The following is a 21,819-nucleotide window of genomic DNA, read 5'->3' on the forward strand; positions in this document are numbered from 1 at the left end:
TCAGACCGGGTCCGGGAGCGCGCCGGGCACGCCGGGCGCGGCGGGCTCGCCGTCGAGCCGGGGCGCCGGCGCGGTGTGGGCGCGGGCGGCGGCGCGGAAGCGGCGGAGGATCTCCTCTCCCGCCGCCACGCCCCGCTCGGCCAGCGCCTCGACGTGCGGGGCGGTCCAGTCGGCGTCGGCGAGCTCGCCGTGGCCCGGGCGCCAGGCGCGGTCGGCGGCGAGCAGCAGGTCGGCGTCGAGGAGCGAGTCTCCGGCGCCGAGGGTGAGGGTGGCGCCGGTGCGGCGGGCGACCTCGCGGACGGCGGCGCTCTTGGTGAGCGGCCGGGGCACGGCGTACACCTTGCGGCCCTGGAGGGAGACGGTCCAGCCGCGTTCGCCGGCCCAGGCGGTGAAGCCGGCCAGCCACTCCTCGGGCAGCCGCTCGCGCTCGACGACGAGGTAGGCGAACAGCTCCTCGGCGACCCGGTGCTTGCGCACCCAGGAGGGGTCGGTGGTGTCGGCGAGGCGGGCGCGGACCTCGGCGAGCGGGGCGCAGGACGCGGCGAGCGTGCGGCGCACGTGGGCCTGCCAGTCGGGGTCGGAGACGCCGTCGACGAGGAGGTGCCCGCCGTTGGCGCAGATCGCGTACCGAGGCGGGGTGTCGAGGGGCAGCCGGATGCGCTGGTACTGCTTGCGGGTGCGGGTGGTGGTGGGGACGAAGACGGTCTCGGCGGCCAGCGCGCGCAGTTCTTCGGCGGCGGTCTCGGTCAGGTACGAGAGCGGCTTGGACTCGTGGACCTCCACGCACAGCAGCCGGGGCGCCTGGGCGTCGGGCATCCCGAGGGCGAGCGCGGCCGTGGAGTAGACGAGGGTGCGGTCGAGGTCGCTGGCGACCAGGACGGCCGGGGTCGCGGCGCTCATCGGGACACCACCGCCGTGCCGTCGGCGCCGGTGGCGCCGCGCGTGTAGCGGGGGTGGATGAGCCCGACGCAGCTGTACGGCAGGTCGTCGACCTCCTCGACGGGTACGCCGCGCTGTTCGGCGAGCAGGCGTACGTGGGCGAGGTCGGCGCCCGCGCCGCGCTTGGCCAGGATCTTCCAGGGGACCCGGCGCAGCAGCACCCGGGTGGTCTCGCCGACGCCGGGCTTGACCAGGTTGACGTCGTGGATGCCGTACTCCTCGCTGATCCGCTCGACGGCGCGCCAGCCCTCCCAGGTGGGGGTGCGGTCGGTGGCGAGGAGCCGGGTGACCTCGGCCTCGACGTCGGCGACGACCTCGTCGAAGCGGGCGGTGACGGCGTCGAGGAAGGCGCCGGAGACGTCGGCACCGGCCAGCTCGCGGTAGAACTTGGCGCCGTGGAAGTCGTGCGGGCCGACCAGGTCGGGGCGCAGGACGGTGCGCGAGACGAGGCCGGAGACGGTGGAGTTGAGGCAGGCGGAGGGGATCAGGAAGTCCTCGCGGGTGCCGTGGACGCGGACGCAGGAGCCGGGGTCGGCGAGGACCGCGACCTCGGGGTCGAAGCCGTCGAACTCCTTGAGGGCCTCGGCGAGTTCGCGGGTGATGGCGCCCTTGCCGGTCCAGCCGTCGACGAAGACGACGTCGGCGGGGTCGTGGTGGGCGGCGAGCCAGCGCAGCGCGTTGGCGTCGATGCCTCGGCCGCGCACGATGGAGACGGCGTAGTGCGGGAGGTCCAGGCCGTGCCGGTGCTGGGCCCAGCGGCGCATCAGGACGCCGACGGGGGTGCCGGCGCGGGCGAGCGAGACGAGGACGGGCTGCTTGCCGCGCTCGGCCAGGACGGTCTCGGTGACGGTGCCGACGGCGCGGGCGATGCGGGCGGCGGAGCCTTCCAGGGCGGCCTGGAACAGCTCCTGGTAGCGGGCGCTGGGCTGGTACTCGACGGGCAGCGACTCGGCGTAGTGGGCGCCGCCGCTCTGGATGGCCTCCTCGCGTTCCTCGGTGGGGGCCTCCAGTTCGACGTCCGAGAGGTCCTGGAGCAGCCAGCCGACCTCTTCGGGGGCGTACGAGGAGAAGGCGGGGCCGCGGAGGGGCTCGGGCAGCATGGAGCTCCTTTCGGGAGCTTCGGTGACCTGGGGGGCGTACGAGGGGACGACGGCCAGCACGACGCGCGGTATGTGCGCGGCGAGCTGGGCGAGCAGTCCGTCCGGGGCGTGCAGCTCGGGGGTGTCGGCGACCGAGTCGACGACGGCGACGACCGCGTCGAAGCCGCCGCCGGCCACGTTGTAGGCGTAGCGCTCGCCGGGGCCGTCGGCGGGCTCGTCGTGGGCGGGGAAGACGAGCCGGGTCCGTATCGCGTAGCCGGGGTCGTCGACGGCGAGGACGGGCGAGCGGGTGGTGGTGGAGTACCGGACCTCGGCGGCGGCGCCGGTCCGCTCCAGTTCGGCGGCCAGGCGCAGCGGCGCGTACATGAGCTCTTCGAAGCCGAGGACGAGTACGCGGGAGGGGGCGGCGGCCCCGGACGTGGTGCCGGGGCCCTCGGAGCCGCCGCGTCCTTCGGGGCCTTCGGCCAGGGCGCGGGCGATCCGGGCGGCCATGCCGGGCAGGGCGGCTTCCAGGCGCTCGCGGTGCCCGGGGGTGAAGCCGTGCCGGCCGCCGTCGGGGAGGCCCCTCGGCCAGTCGAGCGCGATCCGCTCGGGGGCGGGGCGCGGTCCGCGCGGGGCGGGGAGGGCGGGGAGGGCGGGGAGGGCGACGGGGGCCGCGGCCTCGTGGCGGGCGACGAGCTCCTGGCCTCGGGCGAGCACACCGTCGGGCAGGTCCACGGTGCCGGCGGCGAGGGTGACCAGGTCGACGCGGGCGCCGAGCTCCTCGGCGAAGGCGGTGAGCCGGTCCCGGTCGGCGGGGGCGCGCATGTCGACGAGCGCGACGACGACGTAGTGCCCGCGCGGGTGGCGCGCGTGGAGTTCGCGGATGGTGTTGAGGACGGTGTTGCCGGTGGAGAACTCGTCGTCGACGAGGACCAGCGGCCCGTCGCCGGCGAGCAGCCCGGGGTCCTCGGGGAGCAGCAGGTGGGAGGTGGCGTGGGAGTGGGACTCCTCGAAGCCGCCGGCGGTGGCGACGCCGTCGACGGGGCGCCGGGTGGAGTGCAGGTACGGGGCGAGGGCGAGGCCGTCGGCGACGCTGTGGCCGAGGCCGGTGGCCGTCTCGGCGTAGCCGAGGACGACGGCCCGGGCGGCCTGCTCGTCGCCGAGCAGGCGGCGGACGCGGACGCCCAGGCCGTGCCCGGCGTCGCGGACGACGGAGGGGCGCTGCGGCACGTGCTTGCCGAGCACGTTGGAGACCAGCAGGTGGGCCCGCTTGGGGTTGCGGCGCAGGGCGAGGCCCAGCAGGTCCGGCAGGGTCTCGTCGCCGTCGAGCCCGACGCCGAGCCGTTCGGCGACCCAGCTTCCCGACCACACGGTGTCCATCGGTGTACGTCAGCCTTCCGTCAGCCGGGCGAGGCCGGCGGTGAGCAGCTCCACGAAGCCGACGTCCTCGCGCGCGACGCCGAAGACCTCGGCGCGCTGGAGGGTGCGTTCGGCCCACGCGCGGTGCGGCTTCACCTCGTTCATCTTGTTGGTGTACGCGGAGCGGAGCACGCCGCCGCCGTCGCGCTCCGGCCGCAGGATGTCCTGGGCGTCGCTGAACTCCTCGTGGCTGACCACGGACAGCGCGTGCACGGGCGGGACGTGGGTGGGGTGGATGCAGGTCTTGCCGAGCAGGCCGTTGGCGCGGTCGAGCTCGATCTCGCGGAGCAGTCCGTCGAGGTCGTGTTCGATGAGCGCGGTGCGCAGGTCCTCGGCCCGTCCCTCCAGGAAGGGGCTGCGGCGCAGCTGGGGCTTGAACATGCGCTCGCCGGGGCGGAAGTACTCCCAGACGGGGCCGGTGATGGTGAAGCCGGTGCCGTCGGAGCGGCCGAGGACGTTGACGACGTCGGCGATGACGTTCGCGACGATCTTGACGTCGTAGGCGGTCATGTCGGGCGAGCGGCGCAGGCCGTAGTGGGAGCAGAAGTCGGTGACGCCGAGGCGCAGGGCGAGGACGCGGTCGCGGTGCTTGGCGGTGATCGCGGCGATGCCGGCGAGGGTCTCGGCCCGGGTCTCCAGGTGCAGGAGTTCGGGGGACTCCAGGACGGGCATGGCGAAGAGGCGCCGGCCGTGGTCGCGCTCGGCGGCGGCGAGGGCGTCGAGGAAGTCCCGGCCGCGGCTCTCGGTGAATTTGGGGAGTACGAATCCGGACAGCAGCCGGAGCGTCTCGCCGAGCCGGTGGGCGAGGTCGGTGATCTGGCGCGGCTCGCGGACCCGGACGAAGAGCAGGGGCAGGTCGGCGCCGTCGGGGGCGGCGGTGTCGGCGAGCCCGGCGAACTGCCGGACCAGGTTGGCCTCGCCCGCCTCGACCTCGGCGTCGCTGATGGAGTCCTCCAGGCAGAGCACCATGGAGGCGACCCCGCGCGCGGCCTGTTTGCGCACGTCGTCGGCGAGGTGCGGCCGGGTGGCGGGGCTGTAGAGCGTGGCGCCGAGGGCGACCGCGAGCGTGCGCGCGGGAGAGGCGGCCGTGAACGCGGCCGGCTCCTGATGGAACAGCCTGGTCCGCGTTGCGGCCGGGATGTGCCCGAAATGACGCATGTATCTCCCCCGACTGGCCCGGGAGGCCCTGATGAGATGTGGCCGGTAATAGTACGTAGGTGAGGGTGTCCGTAGTTCCCCACGTGCGTGAAGTTCAGGTAACTCGTCCGCATCCGGCCCCCCGCGTTGTCCGGAAGGCGTGCGGGCAGGAATGATGACGGGCATGACGCACGCGATGCTGAAGGGCTCCAACGTCCCTCTCGACACCGCGGCCGTACGGGCCGTGCTCCGCTGGACCCCGGGACCCGGGGTGCCCGACGTGGACGCCTCGGCCCTGCTGCTGGGCGGCGACGGGCGCGTGCGGTCCGACGAGGATTTCGTCTTCTACAACCAGCCCCGGCATCCCTCGGGGCTGGTCCGCCGGCTGTCCAAGAAGCGGGGGCCGGAGGGCCTGACGGACACGGTGGAGGCCGAGCTGGGCGCGCTGGACGCCTCGGTCGACCGGGTGGTGCTCGCGGCCTCATCGGACGGTGACACCTTCCGTTCGGTCTCCGACCTGCGGATCCTGCTGTACGACGCGGCGCCGGGCGCCGGGGACCGGGACGCGCTCGCGGTCTTCGACGTGTCGGCGGAGACGGGCGAGGAGACCGCGATCATCTGCGCCGAGCTGTACCGGCGCGGGGAGGGCTGGAAGTTCCGGGCGGTCGGCCAGGGCTATCCGACCGGCCTGGTGGGGCTCGCGACGGACTTCGGCGTCTCGGTGGACGACTCGGCCGAGGCGGCGGCGGACGGGGAGCCCCGCGACGCCTCGGTGCCCGGGGCGGACCCGGACGCGACGATGGTGCGGCCGGCGCCGGAGGCCGGGACGGCGGCCGGGGCCCCGGCGGCTCCGGTGAACCCGCCGCCGGCGCCGCCGTCGGTGCCGCCGCAGCCGGTGGCCCCGCCGCTCCCGGCGACGGCCCCGGTCCCGGCGGGCGGGCCCGCGTACGGCTATCCGCAGCCGGTCCGGGAGTTCCGGATGCCGCCGATGGGTCCGCAGTTCGTCCGCTGAACGCGGCGGGCGCGGCGGGCCGGGGCGGGCGGCCTCAGGTCTTGGTCTTGTAGCCGCGGCCCCACTGGAGGCCCCAGCCGTACAGCCGGTCCAGCTCGGCCTGGAAGCCGTACACGAAGCGCACCTCGCGGCGGACGGTCAGCTCGCCCTTGAGGTTCTGCACGCTGAAGACGGCGCAGGAGCGGGCCTGCGGGGCGTGCTCGTCCAGCTCGATCTCGATCCGCGGGCCGCTGCTCGGGTAGAGCGTGACCTTGGCGTGGGTGCGGTCGAAGGCGGGCGTCTGGTCGTAGATATAGACGAAGAACAGCAGCCGCTTGATCTCGTCCCGGTGGTCCAGGTTGACGAAGATCGTCTCGCCGGAGGGGGCGCCGAAGCGGTCGTCGCCGCTGAGCTTCACGTACGGCGGCTCGTTCATGTGCCCGAGGAAGCCGCCGAGCGGCTGCACCACGCCCTTGGTGCCGTCGGCCAGCTCGTAGAGGCAGCCGAGGTCGAGGTCGACGTTGACCACGCCCTGGGTGTGGGCCTGCACCTCCTCGGGCTTGAAGAGGCGCGAGGGGTGCCGCAGCAGGCCGCCGGCCTGGCGGGGGCGGCCGTCGAGGTCGGAGGTGCGCATCCGCCAGGAGAGATTGACCCGCAGGCTGCCGGTGGCGGCGCCCTGCTTGCTGAGGGAGACCAGCGGGCGGCGTCTGGTCAGGTCGATGGAGTTGCCGGCACCGCCCATGTCGAAATCGTCCGCCCGGCCCGGAAACAGGTTGTCCCAGAAGGCCATGCGCCCCCACCCCCCACACTCGTCGCCCACCCCGGTCACGCGCCGCGGGGCGGCCGGGTGCACCGGCCGCCCCGCAGAGAGCGTTCCTCATTGTCGGGGACGTCACACCCCGGACGGCACCTCTGTCTTGTCTCCCGAGCCCTCGGCCGCCGCGAGGCGCTTGTTGCGCCGGACGGAGGACCAGAAGGACCAGCCGATCAGGGCGACGCCGATGCCGCCGGTGATGATCTCGGGGATCTCGTACTGGATGCTGACCATGAGGACCACGGCCAGGGCGCCGATGGCGTAGTGGGCGCCGTGCTCCAGGTAGACGTAGTCGTCGAGGGTGCCCTCGCGGACCAGGTAGACCGTCAGCGAACGGACGTACATCGCGCCGACGCCGAGGCCGAGGGCCATCAGGACGATGTCGTTGGTGATGGCGAAGGCGCCGATGACGCCGTCGAAGGAGAAGGAGGCGTCGAGGACCTCCAGGTAGAGGAACATGAAGAAGGCGGCCTTGCCGGCGAGCTGGACGGCGGTGACCTTCTTGCCGCTGCGCTTGGCCGCTTCCTCGGCCTCGTGCTCGCGCTCCTCTTCCTCCTCCAGCTTGTTCTCGAAGTAGCCGGAGAGACCGCCGACGACGAGGTACGTGATGAGGCCGGCGATGCCGGAGATCAGCACGGTCTGGGCCTTGTCGACGTGGGCGCCGCCGTGCTGGTGGGCCTGGGTCGCGAAGGTCATCGCGGTGATCAGCAGCACGATCAGGGCGATGCAGACCGACAGCATGTCGACCTTGCCCAGCTTGGCCAGCGGGCGCTCGATCCAGCGCAGCCACTGGATGTCACGGTCCTCGAAGATGAAGTCGAGGAAGATCATCAGCAGGAACATGCCACCGAAGGCGGCGATCGACGGGTGCGCGTCGGTGACCAGTTCCTGATACCGGTCGGCGTCGTTCAGCGCCAGGTTGACGGCCTCGATCGGGCCGATCTTGGCGCTGACCGCGACGATCACGACGGGGAAGACGAGCCGCATACCGAAGACGGCGATGAGCACGCCGATCGTGAGGAAGATCTTCTGCCAGAAGGCGTTCATCTTCTTCAGGATTCCGGCGTTGACCACCGCGTTGTCGAAGGAGAGCGAGATCTCCAGGACGCAGAGGATCGCGACGATCCCGAACGCCTCCCACCCCCCGTAGACCACGGCAGCGGCCAGGCCGAGCACGGTGATCGCGAACGACCAGCCGAAGGTTTTCAGAACCACTGTCTACCCCATCGTGTGATAACGCGGCTTTACGAAACGTTGACCCCGAAGTCTAGAGCGATGCCCCGCAGGCCGGACGCGTACCCCTGCCCCACCGCGCGGAACTTCCATTCGCCCTGGTAGCGGTAGAGCTCTCCGAAGATCATCGCGGTCTCCGTGGAGGCGTCCTCGGAGAGGTCGTAACGGGCCAGCTCCTGGCCGTCGAGCTGGTTCACGACACGGATGAACGCGTTCGCCACCTGGCCGAACGACTGACCCCGGTTGTCCGCCTCGTGGATCGAGACGGGGAAGATGATCTTGTCGCAGTGGGCCGGGACCTTGCCGAGGTCCACGATCAGCGACTCGTCGTCGCCCTCACCCTCACCGGTGAGGTTGTCGCCGGTGTGTTCGACGGAGCCCTCGGGGCTCGTGAGGTTGTTGTAGAAGACGAAGTACTCGTCGCCGAGCACCCGGCCCGACTGGCACAGCAGCGCGCTGGCGTCGAGGTCGAACGGGGCTCCGGTGGTGGAGCGCGCGTCCCAGCCGAGTCCCACCAGGACCCGGGTGAGGTTGGGAGCGGCCTTGGAGAGGGAGACATTGCCTCCCTTGGCGAGCGTGACGCCCATGACGGTGGTTCCTCCCCGGTGGTGACTGGTGATGAGGCACGTCCGGCGCCGCACGGAGGGTGCGGCGCCGGACGGGACGTGCGGGCGTCGGTCAGACGTTGACGCCGAAGTCCTGCGCGATGCCGCGCAGGCCCGAGGCGTAGCCCTGGCCGACGGCGCGGAACTTCCACTCGGCGCCGTTGCGGTACAGCTCGCCGAAGACCATGGCGGTCTCGGTCGAGGCGTCCTCGGAGAGGTCGTACCGCGCGATCTCGGCGCCGCCGGCCTGGTTCACGACGCGGATGAACGCGTTGCGCACCTGGCCGAAGGACTGCTGGCGGTTGTCGGCGTCGTAGATCGAGACCGGGAAGACGATCTTCGTGACGTCGGCGGGGACGCCGGCCAGGTTGACCTTGACCTGCTCGTCGTCGCCCTCGCCCTCGCCGGTGAGGTTGTCACCGGTGTGCTCGACGGAGCCGTCGGCGCTCTTCAGGTTGTTGAAGAACACGAAGTCCTGGTCGTTGCGGACCTTGCCCTCCGCGTTCACCAGGATGGCGCTGGCGTCGAGGTCGAAGTCCGTACCGGTGGTGGTGCGGACGTCCCAGCCCAGACCGACGGTGACGGCGGTCAGGCCAGGGGCCTCCTTGGTCAGCGAGACGTTGCCGCCCTTGCTGAGGCTGACTCCCACGAGTCCCTCCATTGGTTTCCAGGGGCAGCGCCCCCAGTCGTGCGTTGGCATCGGATCAACGTCTGGATCCTAGTGACGGGTTCCCCGTCGAAACAGACGTTTCGCCCGAGTGTTGGCCGAGGACCCCTCAGAGGGCCGCGAGGGCCTTCCTGTACTCGTCCAGGTCACGGGCGTCCGGCAGGGCGTTGACGACCTTCCAGCGGACCGTGCCGGCCCGGTCGATGACGAAGGTCCCGCGGACCGCGCAGCCCTTGTCCTCGTCGAACACCCCGTAGGCGCGGGAGGCCGCGCCGTGCGGCCAGAAGTCGGACAGCAGCGGGAACTCCAGCCCCTCCTGCTCGCCGAAGACGCGCAGGGTGTGCATGGAGTCGGCGGAGACCGCCAGCAGCCGGGTGTCGTCGTTGACGAAGGCGTCCAGGTGGTCGCGAAGCTCGCGCAGCTCCCCGGTGCACACGCCGGTGAAGGCGAAGGGGTAGAAGAACAGCACCACGTTCCACCCGGCCGAGGGATCCCCGGGGTCCCCGGCGAAGTCGGAGAGCCGCACGGTGCGCCCGTGGTTGTCCTTCAGCTCGAAGTCCGGAGCCTGGGCGCCGATCTCGATCGCCATCGCGTACGCATCCCTTCGCCCGGCGGCCCAGCCCTTGGGCCGATCCGGTGAAACCCACCCTAAGGGGCCGGATCACGGGCCGGGCACGCGCAGAGCCCCCACCGGCCGTGGCCGGTGGGGGCTCTGCGCGGCGATCGAGGGATCAGCGCTTCGGGCTGCCCAGACGGGTACCCGTCCAGTCCTTGGCGACGCTGATGCTCTTGGCCGGGGAGAGACCGGCGGTCTGCGCGGCATCGTTGATGTCGCTCGGCTCGATGTAGCCGTCGCGGCCGGTCTTCGGAGTCAGCAGCCAGATCTGGCCGTTGTCCTCCAGAAAACCGATGGCATCCACCAGGGCGTCGGTGAGATCACCGTCTTCGTCACGGAACCACAGCAGCACGACGTCGGCGACGTCGTCGTAGTCCTCGTCCACGAGTTCCTGGCCGATGAGGGATTCGATGCCTTCGCGGAGATCCTGGTCGACGTCGTCGTCGTAACCGATCTCCTGGACCACCTGTCCGGGCTCGAACCCCAGCCTCGCTGCCGGGTTGGTCCGCTCCTCCGCGTGGTCCGCGGTCGCGCTCACGGCTTGCCTCCTGATCGTCTTCGGAAAAATGCTTCGACCACGCGCGTACGCGCGGCACTGGCCGTAGTCCACACGGGCCGGGGCGGATCGCGCAAGTACCCGGCCGTGGAGACCGCCGAAACGGTGACGTTTGGGGCCGTCTCGCCGCAACTTCCGGCGAGGACCCGTCGCACTCCGTGACGAGACGTGCACTCTTCGCCCCGTATTACGGGACTCTGCGGCTTCAGTGTGCCGAACGCGGTGACGAAACGCATGTGCGTGATGGGCGTAAGGTTGCGATTTGACCGAACAAGGCACCTCGGGAGGGTTACCCCACGGTAAAGATGACGTTTGCCGCCGGCGGGGTACACGATGGTCATCCCGGCCCTCCACGGGCCCCTCCCCGTGGGCTCCACCGACCAGCGAAGGAACAGCGTGGCTTCCGCATCCGATCGCAACCCGATCATCATTGGCGGCCTTCCCAGCCAGGTCCCGGATTTCGATCCCGAAGAGACCCAGGAATGGCTCGACTCCCTCGACGCCGCCGTGGACGAGCGGGGCCGGGAGCGGGCCCGCTATCTCATGCTCCGGCTGATCGAGCGGGCCCGTGAGAAGCGCGTCGCGGTGCCCGAGATGCGCAGCACGGACTACGTCAACACGATCGCGACCAAGGACGAGCCGTTCTTCCCCGGCAACGAGGAGATCGAGCGCAAGGTCCTCAACGCCACCCGGTGGAACGCGGCCGTGATGGTCTCGCGCGCCCAGCGCCCGGGCATCGGTGTCGGCGGCCACATCGCCACCTTCGCCTCCTCCGCCTCCCTCTACGACGTGGGCTTCAACCACTTCTTCCGGGGCAAGGACGAGGGCGACGGCGGCGACCAGATCTTCTTCCAGGGGCACGCCTCCCCCGGCATCTACGCCCGCGCCTACCTGCTGGACCGGCTGACCGACACCCAGCTGGACGCCTTCCGCCAGGAGAAGTCGAAGTACCCGAACGGGCTGTCCTCGTACCCGCACCCCCGGCTGATGCCGGACTTCTGGGAGTTCCCGACCGTCTCGATGGGCCTCGGCCCGCTCGGCGCGATCTACCAGGCCCGGATGAACCGCTACATGGAGGCGCGCGGCATCGCCGACACCTCCGCGTCGCACGTGTGGGCCTTCCTCGGCGACGGCGAGATGGACGAGCCCGAATCGCTCGGCCAGCTGACCATCGCGGCCCGCGAGAACCTGGACAACCTCACCTTCGTCGTCAACTGCAACCTCCAGCGCCTCGACGGCCCGGTGCGCGGCAACGGCAAGGTCATCCAGGAGCTGGAGTCCGTCTTCCGCGGCGCCGGCTGGAACGTGATCAAGCTGGTCTGGGACCGCTCCTGGGACCCGCTGCTCGCGCAGGACCGCGACGGCGTGCTGGTCAACCGGATGAACACCACCCCGGACGGGCAGTTCCAGACGTACGCGACGGAGACCGGCTCGTACATCCGCGACCACTTCTTCGGCGACGACCAGCGGCTGCGGGCCATGGTCGAGAACATGACCGACGACCAGATCCTCCACCTGGGCCGCGGCGGTCACGACCACAAGAAGATCTTCGCCGCGTTCTCGGCGGCCAAGGCCCACAAGGGCCAGCCGACGGTGATCCTGGCCAAGACGGTCAAGGGCTGGACGCTGGGCCCCAACTTCGAGGGCCGCAACGCCACCCACCAGATGAAGAAGCTGACGGTCGACGACCTCAAGCGCTTCCGCGACCGGCTGCACATCCCGGTCACGGACAAGCAGCTGGAGGACGGCCTGCCGCCGTACTACCACCCGGGACGGAACTCCGAGGAGATCCAGTACATGCACGACCGCCGCAAGGCGCTCGGCGGGTACGTCCCGACGCGGGTGGTCCGCGCCAAGCCGCTCGCGCTGCCGGAGGACAAGACCTACGCGGCGGTCAAGAAGGGCTCCGGCCAGCAGTCGATCGCCACCACCATGGCCTTCGTCCGGCTGCTCAAGGACCTGATGCGGGACAAGGAGATCGGCAAGCGCTTCGTGCTGATCGCGCCCGACGAGTACCGCACCTTCGGCATGGACTCCTTCTTCCCGAGCGCCAAGATCTACAACCCGCTCGGGCAGCAGTACGAGGCCGTGGACCGCGAGCTGCTCCTGGCCTACAAGGAGTCCCCGACCGGCCAGATGCTGCACGACGGCATCTCGGAGGCGGGCTGCACGGCCTCGCTGATCGCCGCCGGCTCGGCCTACGCGACGCACGGCGAGCCGCTCATCCCGGTCTACGTCTTCTACTCGATGTTCGGCTTCCAGCGCACCGGCGACCAGTTCTGGCAGATGGCCGACCAGCTCGCGCGCGGCTTCGTGCTCGGCGCCACCGCCGGCCGCACCACGCTGACCGGCGAGGGCCTCCAGCACGCGGACGGGCACTCGCACCTCCTCGCCTCGACCAACCCGGGCTGCGTCGCCTACGACCCGGCCTTCGGCTTCGAGATCGCGCACATCGTGCAGGACGGTCTGCGGCGGATGTACGGCCCCGAGGCCGAGGACGTCTTCTACTACCTGACGGTCTACAACGAGCCGATCCAGCACCCGGCCGAGCCGGAGAACGTGGACGCCGAGGGCATCCTCAAGGGCATCCACCGCTACCGGGCCGGTGAGGCCGGCGCGATCCCGGCGCAGATCATGGCCTCCGGCGTGGCGGTCCCGTGGGCCCTGGAGGCCCAGCGGATCCTCGCCGAGGAGTGGAACGTGCGCGCCGACGTCTGGTCGGCCACCTCCTGGAACGAGCTGCGCCGCGAGGCCGTGGCCGTCGAGGAGCACAACCTGCTCCACCCGGACGAGGAGCAGCGGGTCCCGTACGTGACCAGCAAGCTCCAGAGCGCCCAGGGTCCGTTCGTGGCGGTCTCGGACTGGATGCGCTCGGTGCCGGACCAGATCTCCCGCTGGGTGCCGGGCCGTTACACCTCGCTGGGCGCGGACGGCTTCGGCTTCGCGGACACCCGTGGCGCGGCCCGTCGCTTCTTCCACATCGACGCCCAGTCGATCGTGCTCGCGGTGCTCACCGAGCTGGCCCACGAGGGCAAGGTCGACCGGTCGGCGCTGAAGCAGGCCGTGGACCGCTACCAGCTGCTCGACGTGGCGGCGGCGGACCCCGGCTCCGCCGGCGGCGACGCGTGACACCTCGCGCGTAGCACGTATCCGCTGGTGAGGGCGGCGGGACCGGACGGTCCCGCCGCCCTTCCGCGTTCCTTACGATGCCGGGCATGAAGGATCACCCGTCATGCCCTCCGTCATGAGGAACCGCTGGGAGGAGCGCACCCAGACGCCGCTGCTGGTGCTGGCCGTGGCCTTCGGCCTCGCCTACGCCGTGCCGATCGTGGCGCCCGGCGCCGACCCGTGGGTGCACCGGCTGTGCACCCATGTGGAGTGGACGGTGTGGGCCGCGTTCGCCCTGGACTATGTGGTGCGCCTCGCGCTCGCCCCGGCCAGGTGGGCCTTCGTGCGGGGGCATCCGCTGGATCTGCTCGCGGTGATACTGCCGATGGTGCAGCCGCTGCGGCTGCTGCGGGTGGTCTCGACGCTCCTCCTGGTGGGACGGCGGGCCCGGATGGCCCCGCAGATAACGCTCACCACCTATGTGGCGGGCTCGGTGGTCGGGCTGATGATGTTCGGCTCGCTGGCCGTGCTCCACGTGGAGCGGGACGCGCCGAACGGCAACATCAAGACGCTGGGGGACGCGGTCTGGTGGTCCTTCACCACGATGACCACCGTCGGCTACGGCGACCACGCGCCGACCACGGGTCTGGGCCGGGTGCTCGCGGTGGGCCTGATGCTCTCGGGCATCGCCCTGCTCGGTGTGGTGACCGCCAACATCGCCGCCTGGTTCATCGCCCGCTTCGAGCGGGACGACGAGACCGAGCGCCGCCAACTGGCGCTGCTGGAGGCGCTGACCGTCGAGGTGCGGGAGCTGCGGGCGGAGGTCGCGCGCCTCTCCGTCCCGCCGCCCGGCGCCCCGGACGTGCCCGCGCCCGCCCCTACCTCTCCCAGATCTTGAAGGCCCTCACCTGATAGGGCGTCTGGGGGACCCACACCCCTCGGCCCGGGTAGGTCTCGAACTCGCCGGTCTCCGCGCACTCGGCGGACTGGTAGGTGGTGACCGGGCGGCCGGTCCGGTTGGCCAGGGCCTGGGCGGTCGTGCCCGGTGGGAGGGGGACGCAGCTCTCGATGTCGACCGAGGCCAGCTCGTGGACCTGGGCCTTCCCCTTGAAGTCGGGCTTGGGCCACAGGCACAGCTGGCCGGAGCCGCACGGCCCGAGAGCGGCTCCGCCCGGGGCCGCCGCCTCCGCCGGGACCACCGCCGGAACCACCGCCAGGAGCGCGGTCAGGACCACTCCAGCCGCCAGCATCGTCTTCGTATACATGCAGGTGAACCCCCGTTTCGTAACTCTCCGTAATCAGAGCATGGCGGAGGTGGCCCGGGAAAGGGAAGGGGGGCCGCCCCCGTTCACGCGAACGGGTGACGGCCCCCCTGGGGAGCGCCTGCCGGGCCTCGGGTGCCGAGACCCCGCGGATCAGATGTGGGCCGCGCCCGCGCCCGCCTCCGCGTTGGCGCCGCGCTTGGTCAGCGTGGCGACCAGGGCCGCGACGACGGCCACGACGCCCGCGACGGTGAAGGCGAGACCCATGCCGTCCATGAAGGTGTCGTGGATGACCTTGCCGATCACCTGGAACATGTCGGGCGTCATGCCCGGCGCCTTGGCCAGCTCCGGCGGCACCATGCCGAACTCGGCGGCCTGCTCCAGGCGCGGGTCCGCCGGGTGCGGCAGCCCGGCCGCGACCCAGTTCACACCGAAGGCGCTGGAGACCTTGGAGGACATGACCGCGCCCAGCACGGCCGTGCCGAGGGCGCCGCCGACCTGCATGGCGGCCTGCTGGAGGCCGCCGGCCACGCCGGAGAGCTCCAGCGGCGCGTTGCCGACGATGACCTCGGTGGCGCCGACCATGACGGGCGCCAGGCCCAGGCCGAGCAGGCCGAACCAGAGGGACATCGCGAGGGTGCCCGTGTCGGCGGTGAGGGTGATCATGCCGAACATGGCGATCGCGGTGCAGACCATGCCGCCGACCAGCGGGACCCGCGGGCCGAACTTGGTGATCAGCGCGCCGGCCAGCGGCGAGGAGACGATCATCATGCCGGTGAGCGGCAGCAGGTGCATGCCGCTGTCGACCGGGCTGAGCCCCTTCACGCCCTGGAGGTAGAAGGTGACGAAGAAGAGGCCGCCCATGAAGGCGAAGGCCATCAGGACCATCAGCACCACACCGGCCGACAGCGGCACGGAGCGGAACATCGCCAGCGGGATGAGCGGCTCCTTGACCTTGGTCTCCCAGAGGGCGAAGACGCCGAAGAGGACGACCGCGCCGATCAGGCAGCCCCAGGTGTTGAGGCTGGACCAGCCCCAGGACTCACCGGCCTTGATGATGCCCCAGATGAGGGAGGCCATGGCGCCGGAGAGCAGCAGGATGCCGACGACGTCGAAGGAGCGCGGGGCGTTCTCGGCGCGGTGGTCCTTGAGGATCACCAGGCCGAGGACGAGCGCGAGGACGCCGACCGGGACGTTGATGAAGAAGACGGACTGCCAGCTGACGTGCTCGACGAGCAGGCCGCCGACGATCGGGCCGCCCGCGGTGGAGGCGCCGATGACCATGCCCCAGATGCCGATGGCCATGTTCAGCTTCTCGGCCGGGAAGGTGGCGCGCAGCAGGCCGAGCGCGGCCGGCATCAGCAGGGCGCCGAAGAGGCCCTGGAGGACGCGGAAGGCGACCACGAGGCCGATGGAGCTCGACAGGCCGATCGCGCCGGAGGAGGCGGCGAAGCCCGCGATGCCGATGATGAAGGTCTGCCGGTGGCCGAAGCGGTCGCCCAGCTTTCCGGCGGTGACGAGCGCGACGGCCAGCGCGAGCAGATAGCCGTTGGTGATCCACTGGACCTCGGCGAGCGAGGCCTGGAGGTCGTCCTTGATGGCGGGGTTGGCGATGGCGACGATGGTGCCGTCGAGCGCCACCATCATGACGCCCACGGCGACGGCGAACAGCGTCAACCACGGATGCCCGCGGAGTCCCTTCGCCTGAGCCGGGGCCGGATGCGCGTCGGGCGTCCGGCCACCCCCCTGCCCCTGCGGGGTCTTTTCCACGGTGGTCTGACTAGTCATGCCGCGAGGCTAATGTCAGTCACTGACAATTGACTAATCAGTTCACGCGACGGTAACTGTCATGTTGCTCACAGGTACGCTGAGCTGGACGAAGCAGCAGAAATCGAGACGCGGGAAGGGGTCGAGACGGTGACGGTTCCCGGTCTGCGCGAGCGGAAGAAGCAGCGCACCCGTGACGCGCTGATCCGGGTGGCCCTGGAGCGCTTCACCAGCCAGGGGTACGAGGGGACCACCGTCGACGAGATCGCCGACGCGGTCGAGGTCTCCCAGCGCACCTTCTTCCGCTACTTCGCCTCCAAGGAGGAGGTGGCCTTCGCCGTCCAGCAGATGGTGGAGGAGCGGTTCATGCGCGCGCTCACCGAACGGCCCCCCGAGGAGGGCCCGTTCGACGCGATGCGGAACGCGGTGCTGAGCGCCTGGGACACCATCGGCGAGGCCATCGCCGAGGTCGTCCCCGTCGAGCTGTACGTCCGCAGCTTCCAGGTCATCGAGTCCACACCCGCGCTGCTCGCGGTCCATCTGCGCCGCTCCCACGAGATGGAGGAGTCCATCGCGCGGGTGATCGCCGAGCGCGAGGGCCTCGACGTGGACACCGACCCGCGCCCGAGGATCGCCGTGGCGGCGTTCAGCGGCGTGATGCGGGTGACCGGCCAGCTGTGGGGGCGGAGCGGCGATCCGACCCTGGAGGCGATCCGCGCCCTCACCGAGCGCTATCTGGACCAGCTGGGCGCGGCCCTCGCGCCGGACTGGCGCACCTGAGCCGACCGGCCACCGGGCCTCGCGAGCCGACCCGCGCACCCAGGCCGACGCGCCCGCCGGAGCCCACCCGCGCCCCCGGCCCGGGACCCCCCGAGCCGACCCCCGCCCCGCCCCGCGCCCCCGCCCGACCCGCGCGCCCGCCCCGTCCCCGTACGCCCCCGTCCCGCCCCCTTCGCGCGCTCCGGCCCGTGCGCCCCCGCGTGCGGAGCGTCACCATGCGCCGTCCGCCAGGTGATCCGCGTCACTCGCCCGCCCGGGCGCGGGACCGCGCCCCCTAGGGTGGCGCCCGATGCCTTCTTTCGACACCTCCCCCACCCTCCAGGCCTGGCGCATGATGCTCGCGCTCGCCGTGGTGTTCGTGTTCCTGGCGACCACCGGGTGGACCACGATCCGGCATCAGGACGCGCCGGGCGAGACCCGGCAGAGCGCGCTCGCCGCCTGGGCCCACGGCCGGGTCGGGCAGCGTCCGCTGCCCGCCGCCACCGCCCCCGCGCGCACGATCGCCGGCTTCTTCGCCTCCCTCTCCCCCGCGCAGCGCACCCGGCTCGCCGACCGGTACCCGCTCGTCGTCGGCAACCTCGACGGCGTGCCGGTCACCCTGCGCTACCGCGCCAACCGGGTCTCCCTCGCCCGCACCCTCGACGCCGAGCGGGGCAGGGTCGACGACCCCCGGCTCAGCGCCGAGGGGCGGCACGACGCCCTCCGCCGGGTGGACCGCTTCCGCTCGCTGATGCGGCCGGGCCGCCAGATCCTCGCCTTCGACCCGGGCGGTACGGGACGGGCCGCCGAGGTCCTGGGCGACCTGGACCGGGCCCGCCGGATCTCGGTGGTGGTACCGGGTGTGGACACCAATCTGCTGACCTTCCAGAAGACGGCCCGGATGTACTCGGCGCCCGCCGGGATGGCCGCCTCGCTGTACGCGGCCGAGCACCGCGCCGCCCCGCGCACCCCGACCGCCGTCATCGCCTGGGCCGACTACACCGCGCCCGTCGGCGTCGGCATCGACGCGGCCATCGGGCGGCTGGCGGAGAGCGGCGCCGACCGGCTCCTCGGGCTGACCGCCGCGCTGCCGGGCTCCGCCCCCGTCAGCCTCTTCTGCCACAGCTACGGCTCCGTCCTGTGCGGGGTCGCCGCCGGCCGGCTGCCCGCGCGGGTGACCGACGTGGTGGTCGCGGGCAGCCCCGGGATGCGCGCCGAGCACGCCGCCGACCTGGGCACCGGGGCCCGCGTCTGGGCCATGCGGGACAGCGGCGACTGGATCGCCGACGTCCCGCACGTGGAGGTCGGCGGGGTCGGCCACGGCGCCGATCCGGTGGCCCCCGAGTTCGGCGCGCGGCTGCTGTCGGCGGCGGGCGCGAGCGGCCACGCCGGGTACTTCGAACCCGGCACCGGGAGCCTCGCCAACTTCGCCGCGATAGGCGTCGGCGCCTACGACGAGCTGACCTGCGCTCCCGCCGACAGCGCTTGCCGCAGGGGAATCTCCGGTGCCGAAGCCGCCTGACGCGCGTAGATCACGGCGGATTTCGGGCGATGCCACAGGGGCGACGCCGGGGCATACGCCGCATACGATGAGGCGTATGGGTGATGTGCTGGCCGGAATTCATGCCACCTGGCAGTTCGAGAGCGACGCCATCGTCATCCGTTTCGAACGGGGGATCCGCACGCCGAGGCTCTTCGGCACGCTGCGCGAACGGCGCATCCCGCACGAGGCGCTGGCGTCCGTGACGCTGACGCCGGGCAAGCGGGGCACGCTGGTGCTGCACGCCGTGCCGAGGGCCGGGGCCGATCCGCTGGTCGAGGCGGCGGCGGGGCAGCTGCACGAGGGGAGCGACCCCTATCGGCTCGTGCTGCCCGCCGAGCGCGAGCCGCAGGCCTCGTACTACCGCGACGAGCTCCTCGGGCTGCTCCCGGCGGACGCGGCGGAGCCCGCGGAGGGCTTCCTGGTCGCGGCTCCGGAGGGGCCGCAGTCCTTCAAGGCGTACGACGGGAAGGCCAGCTTCGACGGCTCCGGCGAGGTCGCCTTCCGCTGGTCGCGCACGATGGCGTCCTCGGAGAAGTGGCGGGCGGGCGACCAGGTCTTCGCGGTGCGCGAGCTGAACGGGGTCGAGTGGGCCTCGCCGGAGGCCCCGGAGGGCTTCCTGCGGCTGCTGACGCGCCCCGACCCGTGCGGCTCGGCCCGCGTCGGGGAGCACCCGGACCGGGACCCGGCCTCGGTGGTCTTCGGGCTCGGCTACGGGCCGGTCCACGAGTCGCTGCCCTTCGCCGCCGCCGTGCTGGCCGCGATCCGCGGCTCGGGCCGGGTCCCCGCGCAGCCGGGGGCGGCGCGGCCGTACGACCCGGCCGGGGTGGAGGAAAGGATTCGCCATCTCGGCGAGCTGCACCAGGCGGGCCTGGTGACCGACGAGGAGTTCTCCTGCCGCAAGGCGGAGCTCCTCGCCGAGCTGTAGCCGTCCGAAGGCGCCCCTGAGCGCCCGGGCCCGGCCGGTGACCGGGCGCGAGCCGCCCCCGCCCCGTACCCCGGTATGACCCCCGGCCCCGCACCCCGGTATGACGTGCCGGACCGGGCGGCCCGCCTACCCTGGGCGGGCCATGAAGGATGAACAGCGGCGTCGACCGCACCCACCGGAGTCCACGCCCTGGACCGGCCGCGCGCGCGGAGTGGTCCGCGCGGCCGGAGCCGGGGCCAACGTGCTGCTGCGCGGCCTCGGGGTCGCGCTCACCACCCCCACCGGCCCCGGCGAACCGCTCCTCGGGCGGGCCGCCTCCCCCTGGGTGCGGCTGCTGCCGTACGGGGTCGCGCTGGCGTTCGTCGCCTCGCTGCTGCCCGTCACCGTGACCGTCCTCGTGCAGGACTACCAGCTCAACGGGGCCGTCGCCGGGGCGCTCGCCACCGCGCAGACCGCGCCCCTGCTGCTCGCCGTCACCCGGCCCCTCCAGGCCTGGTGGGTGATCTTCCCGGCCGATGTCCTCGGCGGCTTCGCGCTGCTCGCCGCCGACGGGGTGGACGGGCGGCCCTGGCCGTGGACCCCTATGGTGGTGGTCGGCTATCTGGCGCTGATGCTCGCCCTCGGGCTGCGCGAGTCCCGGCGCGCCCTGATGGGGGTGTGGCTGATGACCGGCGCGGCGGCGGCGGTCTTCGAGGTCGTCTCGCCGAACCGGGCCGGCGGCATCACCCTGCTGCTCTTCGTGCTCAGCGGCGTCGTGCTGCTGCTCACCACCGCCCTGCGGGGCCGCGGCGAGGCCGAGCGGCGGCTGGTCGAGCAGGAGACCATCAGCGAGGCCGAACGGGCCCGCCGGACGCTCCTGGAGGAGCGCGCCAGGATCGCCCGCGAGCTGCACGACGTGGTGGCCCACCACATGTCGGTGATCACCGTGCAGGCGGACTCCGCCCCGTACCGGATCGCCGGGCTGCCGGACGCCGCCCGCGAGGAGTTCGCCTCCATCGCGGCCGGGGCGCGCGAGTCGCTGGCCGAGATGCGGCGGCTGCTCGTGGTGCTGCGCAGCGAGGGCACCGAGGGCGAGCGGGCCCCGCAGCCGGGGCTCGACCGGGTGCAGCAGCTGATCGAGGCGACCGTGCGGGCCGGGGTGCCGGCCGAGCTGTCCCTCGCCGCCGACCTGGGCGAGGTGCCGCAGGCGGTCGACCTCTCGGCGTACCGGATCACGCAGGAGGCCCTGGCCAACGTGGTCCGGCACGCGCCGGGCGCCGCCACCCGGGTCTCGATCCGCCCGGACGGCGAGGGCCGGCTGATCGTGCTGGTCGTCAACGGGCCCGCCGAGGGCGGCGGTTCGCCGGTCGAGGGCGGTACGGGGACCGGGCACGGGCTGGTCGGGATGCGGGAGCGCGTACGGTTGACGGGCGGCTCGCTCGACACCGGGCCGCTGCCGGACGGCGGCTTCCGGGTCGCCGCGCGACTGCCGCTGGGTCCGACCGGCATCCGCCCGACCGCCGAGGAAGCCCCGTGACCATCCGTGTGATCATCGTCGACGACCAGGCCATGGTGCGGGCGGGGTTCGCCGCGCTGCTGGCGGCTCAGTCCGACATCGACGTGGTGGGCGAGGCGCCGGACGGGCGGCAGGGCGTGGCCGTGGCCCGGACCGTCCACCCGGACGTGGTCCTCATGGACGTGCGGATGCCGGAGATGGACGGGCTCACGGCGGCGCGGGAGATCCTGAACCCGCCGCCGGGGGTGGTGCACCGCCCCAAGGTGCTGATGCTCACCACCTTCGACGTGGACGACTACGTGTACGAGGCGCTGCGCGCCGGGGCGTCCGGCTTCCTCCTGAAGGACGCGCCGCCCGCCGACCTGATCGCCGCCGTCCGGGTGGTCGCGGCGGGCGAGGCGCTGCTGGCGCCGTCGGTGACCCGGCGGCTGATCGCCGACTTCGCCGCCTCGAAGCCCGCGCCGCGCGCCGACCGGGCCGCGCTGCGGCTCAACGGGCTGACCCCGCGCGAGACGGAGGTGCTGGAGCTGATCGCCCGAGGCCTGTCGAACCAGGAGATCGCCGACACCCTGGTGCTCGCCGAGCAGACCGTGAAGACCCACATCGGCCGGGTGCTGGCCAAGCTGGACCTGCGCGACCGGGCGCAGGCGGTGATCTTCGCGTACGAGTCGGGTCTGGTGACGCCGGGCGGCGCCTGACCCGAGCGGGCCCCGGGCGCGCGGACCGGGCGCCGCCCGCCCGGGCCGGGACCTTCGGCCGGGGGACAGCCCCACCCCTGACCGGGGGTCAGCAGCTCCTCCGCCCCCTACCCCGGTATCACTTCACGGTTGGCGCCCTGGTGTGACGCCCGGTCAGGCACTCCCTTCCTACCTTCCTCTCGCCGACGGACGAGAGAGAGGAA

The 21,819-nt window shown here is 72.4% G+C and carries 19 protein-coding genes; 8 read left to right on the plus strand and 11 right to left on the minus strand.

Annotation, left to right across the window (positions count from 1 at the left end; translation table 11 throughout):
* The 3 genes from ACZ6J5_RS04595 to ACZ6J5_RS04605 are packed head-to-tail and all read right to left on the minus strand — an operon-like array spanning position 1 to position 4,598.
* The gene (locus ACZ6J5_RS04595) at positions 1 to 900 is read right to left on the minus strand and encodes an HAD family hydrolase (protein WP_469387571.1); all 900 of its coding nucleotides are present in this window, start codon (positions 898 to 900) and stop codon (positions 1 to 3) included.
* Positions 897 to 3,401, minus strand: a complete 2,505-nt coding sequence (locus tag ACZ6J5_RS04600) for a phosphoribosyltransferase (RefSeq protein WP_469387573.1) — start codon at positions 3,399 to 3,401, stop codon at positions 897 to 899. The genes ACZ6J5_RS04595 and ACZ6J5_RS04600 overlap by 4 nt, the downstream gene beginning before the upstream one ends.
* A 9-nt stretch (positions 3,402 to 3,410) precedes the next feature.
* On the minus strand, positions 3,411 to 4,598 hold the full coding sequence (locus ACZ6J5_RS04605) for an HpcH/HpaI aldolase/citrate lyase family protein (RefSeq protein ID WP_469387575.1): 1,188 nt from the start codon (positions 4,596 to 4,598) through the stop codon (positions 3,411 to 3,413).
* Between the two features lie 154 nt (positions 4,599 to 4,752).
* Between ACZ6J5_RS04605 and ACZ6J5_RS04610 the strand changes: the two genes are divergently transcribed.
* A complete protein-coding gene (locus ACZ6J5_RS04610; protein WP_469387577.1) occupies positions 4,753 to 5,589 on the plus strand; it encodes a TerD family protein in 837 nt (278 codons plus the stop codon).
* A 34-nt stretch (positions 5,590 to 5,623) separates the two neighbouring features.
* Here the strand turns inward: ACZ6J5_RS04610 and ACZ6J5_RS04615 are convergent, their stop codons facing one another.
* The 6 genes from ACZ6J5_RS04615 to ACZ6J5_RS04640 form a co-directional block, all read right to left on the minus strand.
* Entirely contained in the window at positions 5,624 to 6,358 is a 735-nt protein-coding gene (locus tag ACZ6J5_RS04615; RefSeq protein ID WP_469387578.1) for a TerD family protein, read from the minus strand.
* A gap of 102 nt (positions 6,359 to 6,460) precedes the next feature.
* Positions 6,461 to 7,597 (minus strand): DUF475 domain-containing protein, encoded by a 1,137-nt coding sequence (locus ACZ6J5_RS04620; RefSeq protein WP_469387580.1) that lies wholly within the window; start codon positions 7,595 to 7,597, stop codon positions 6,461 to 6,463.
* 29 nt (positions 7,598 to 7,626) lie between these two features.
* Positions 7,627 to 8,202, minus strand: coding sequence for a TerD family protein (locus ACZ6J5_RS04625; protein WP_362475260.1), 576 nt, complete (start codon positions 8,200 to 8,202; stop codon positions 7,627 to 7,629).
* Between the two features lie 91 nt (positions 8,203 to 8,293).
* Complete coding sequence (locus ACZ6J5_RS04630) at positions 8,294 to 8,869, minus strand: TerD family protein (protein ID WP_351669670.1); 576 nt, start codon at positions 8,867 to 8,869, stop codon at positions 8,294 to 8,296.
* Positions 8,870 to 8,996: 127 nt separating this feature from the next.
* Entirely contained in the window at positions 8,997 to 9,476 is a 480-nt protein-coding gene (locus tag ACZ6J5_RS04635) for a peroxiredoxin (protein WP_469387583.1), read from the minus strand.
* A 142-nt stretch (positions 9,477 to 9,618) separates the two neighbouring features.
* Positions 9,619 to 10,041: a DUF3052 domain-containing protein gene (locus ACZ6J5_RS04640; protein ID WP_469387585.1), complete on the minus strand. Its 423-nt coding sequence runs from the start codon at positions 10,039 to 10,041 to the stop codon at positions 9,619 to 9,621.
* 414 nt (positions 10,042 to 10,455) lie between these two features.
* Between ACZ6J5_RS04640 and aceE the strand changes: the two genes are divergently transcribed.
* Entirely contained in the window at positions 10,456 to 13,188 is a 2,733-nt protein-coding gene (gene aceE / locus ACZ6J5_RS04645) for a pyruvate dehydrogenase (acetyl-transferring), homodimeric type (RefSeq protein ID WP_469387587.1), read from the plus strand.
* 103 nt (positions 13,189 to 13,291) lie between these two features.
* Complete coding sequence (locus ACZ6J5_RS04650; protein ID WP_469387589.1) at positions 13,292 to 14,065, plus strand: potassium channel family protein; 774 nt, start codon at positions 13,292 to 13,294, stop codon at positions 14,063 to 14,065.
* Here ACZ6J5_RS04650 and ACZ6J5_RS04655 read toward each other — a convergent pair.
* Positions 14,046 to 14,432 (minus strand): peptidase inhibitor family I36 protein, encoded by a 387-nt coding sequence (locus tag ACZ6J5_RS04655; protein ID WP_469387590.1) that lies wholly within the window; start codon positions 14,430 to 14,432, stop codon positions 14,046 to 14,048. The two genes, ACZ6J5_RS04650 and ACZ6J5_RS04655, sit on opposite strands and share 20 nt — an antisense overlap.
* A 150-nt stretch (positions 14,433 to 14,582) precedes the next feature.
* Complete coding sequence (locus ACZ6J5_RS04660) at positions 14,583 to 16,217, minus strand: MFS transporter (protein ID WP_469387592.1); 1,635 nt, start codon at positions 16,215 to 16,217, stop codon at positions 14,583 to 14,585.
* A gap of 129 nt (positions 16,218 to 16,346) precedes the next feature.
* Here ACZ6J5_RS04660 and ACZ6J5_RS04665 point away from each other — a divergent pair, with 129 nt between their 5' ends.
* The 5 genes from ACZ6J5_RS04665 (at position 16,347) to ACZ6J5_RS04685 (ending at position 21,616) form a co-directional block, all read left to right on the plus strand.
* The gene (locus tag ACZ6J5_RS04665; protein WP_469387594.1) at positions 16,347 to 16,976 is read left to right on the plus strand and encodes a TetR/AcrR family transcriptional regulator; all 630 of its coding nucleotides are present in this window, start codon (positions 16,347 to 16,349) and stop codon (positions 16,974 to 16,976) included.
* Between the two features lie 289 nt (positions 16,977 to 17,265).
* Entirely contained in the window at positions 17,266 to 18,477 is a 1,212-nt protein-coding gene (locus ACZ6J5_RS04670) for an alpha/beta hydrolase (RefSeq protein WP_469387595.1), read from the plus strand.
* Positions 18,478 to 18,553: 76 nt separating this feature from the next.
* A complete protein-coding gene (locus ACZ6J5_RS04675; protein WP_469387597.1) occupies positions 18,554 to 19,423 on the plus strand; it encodes a DUF4429 domain-containing protein in 870 nt (289 codons plus the stop codon).
* A 142-nt stretch (positions 19,424 to 19,565) separates the two neighbouring features.
* Entirely contained in the window at positions 19,566 to 20,939 is a 1,374-nt protein-coding gene (locus ACZ6J5_RS04680; RefSeq protein WP_469387599.1) for a sensor histidine kinase, read from the plus strand.
* Positions 20,936 to 21,616, plus strand: coding sequence for a response regulator (locus ACZ6J5_RS04685; protein ID WP_469387601.1), 681 nt, complete (start codon positions 20,936 to 20,938; stop codon positions 21,614 to 21,616). The genes ACZ6J5_RS04680 and ACZ6J5_RS04685 overlap by 4 nt, the downstream gene beginning before the upstream one ends.
* Positions 21,617 to 21,819: the final 203 nt, after the last annotated feature.

This window comes from Streptomyces sp. NPDC042100, assembly GCF_055582325.1.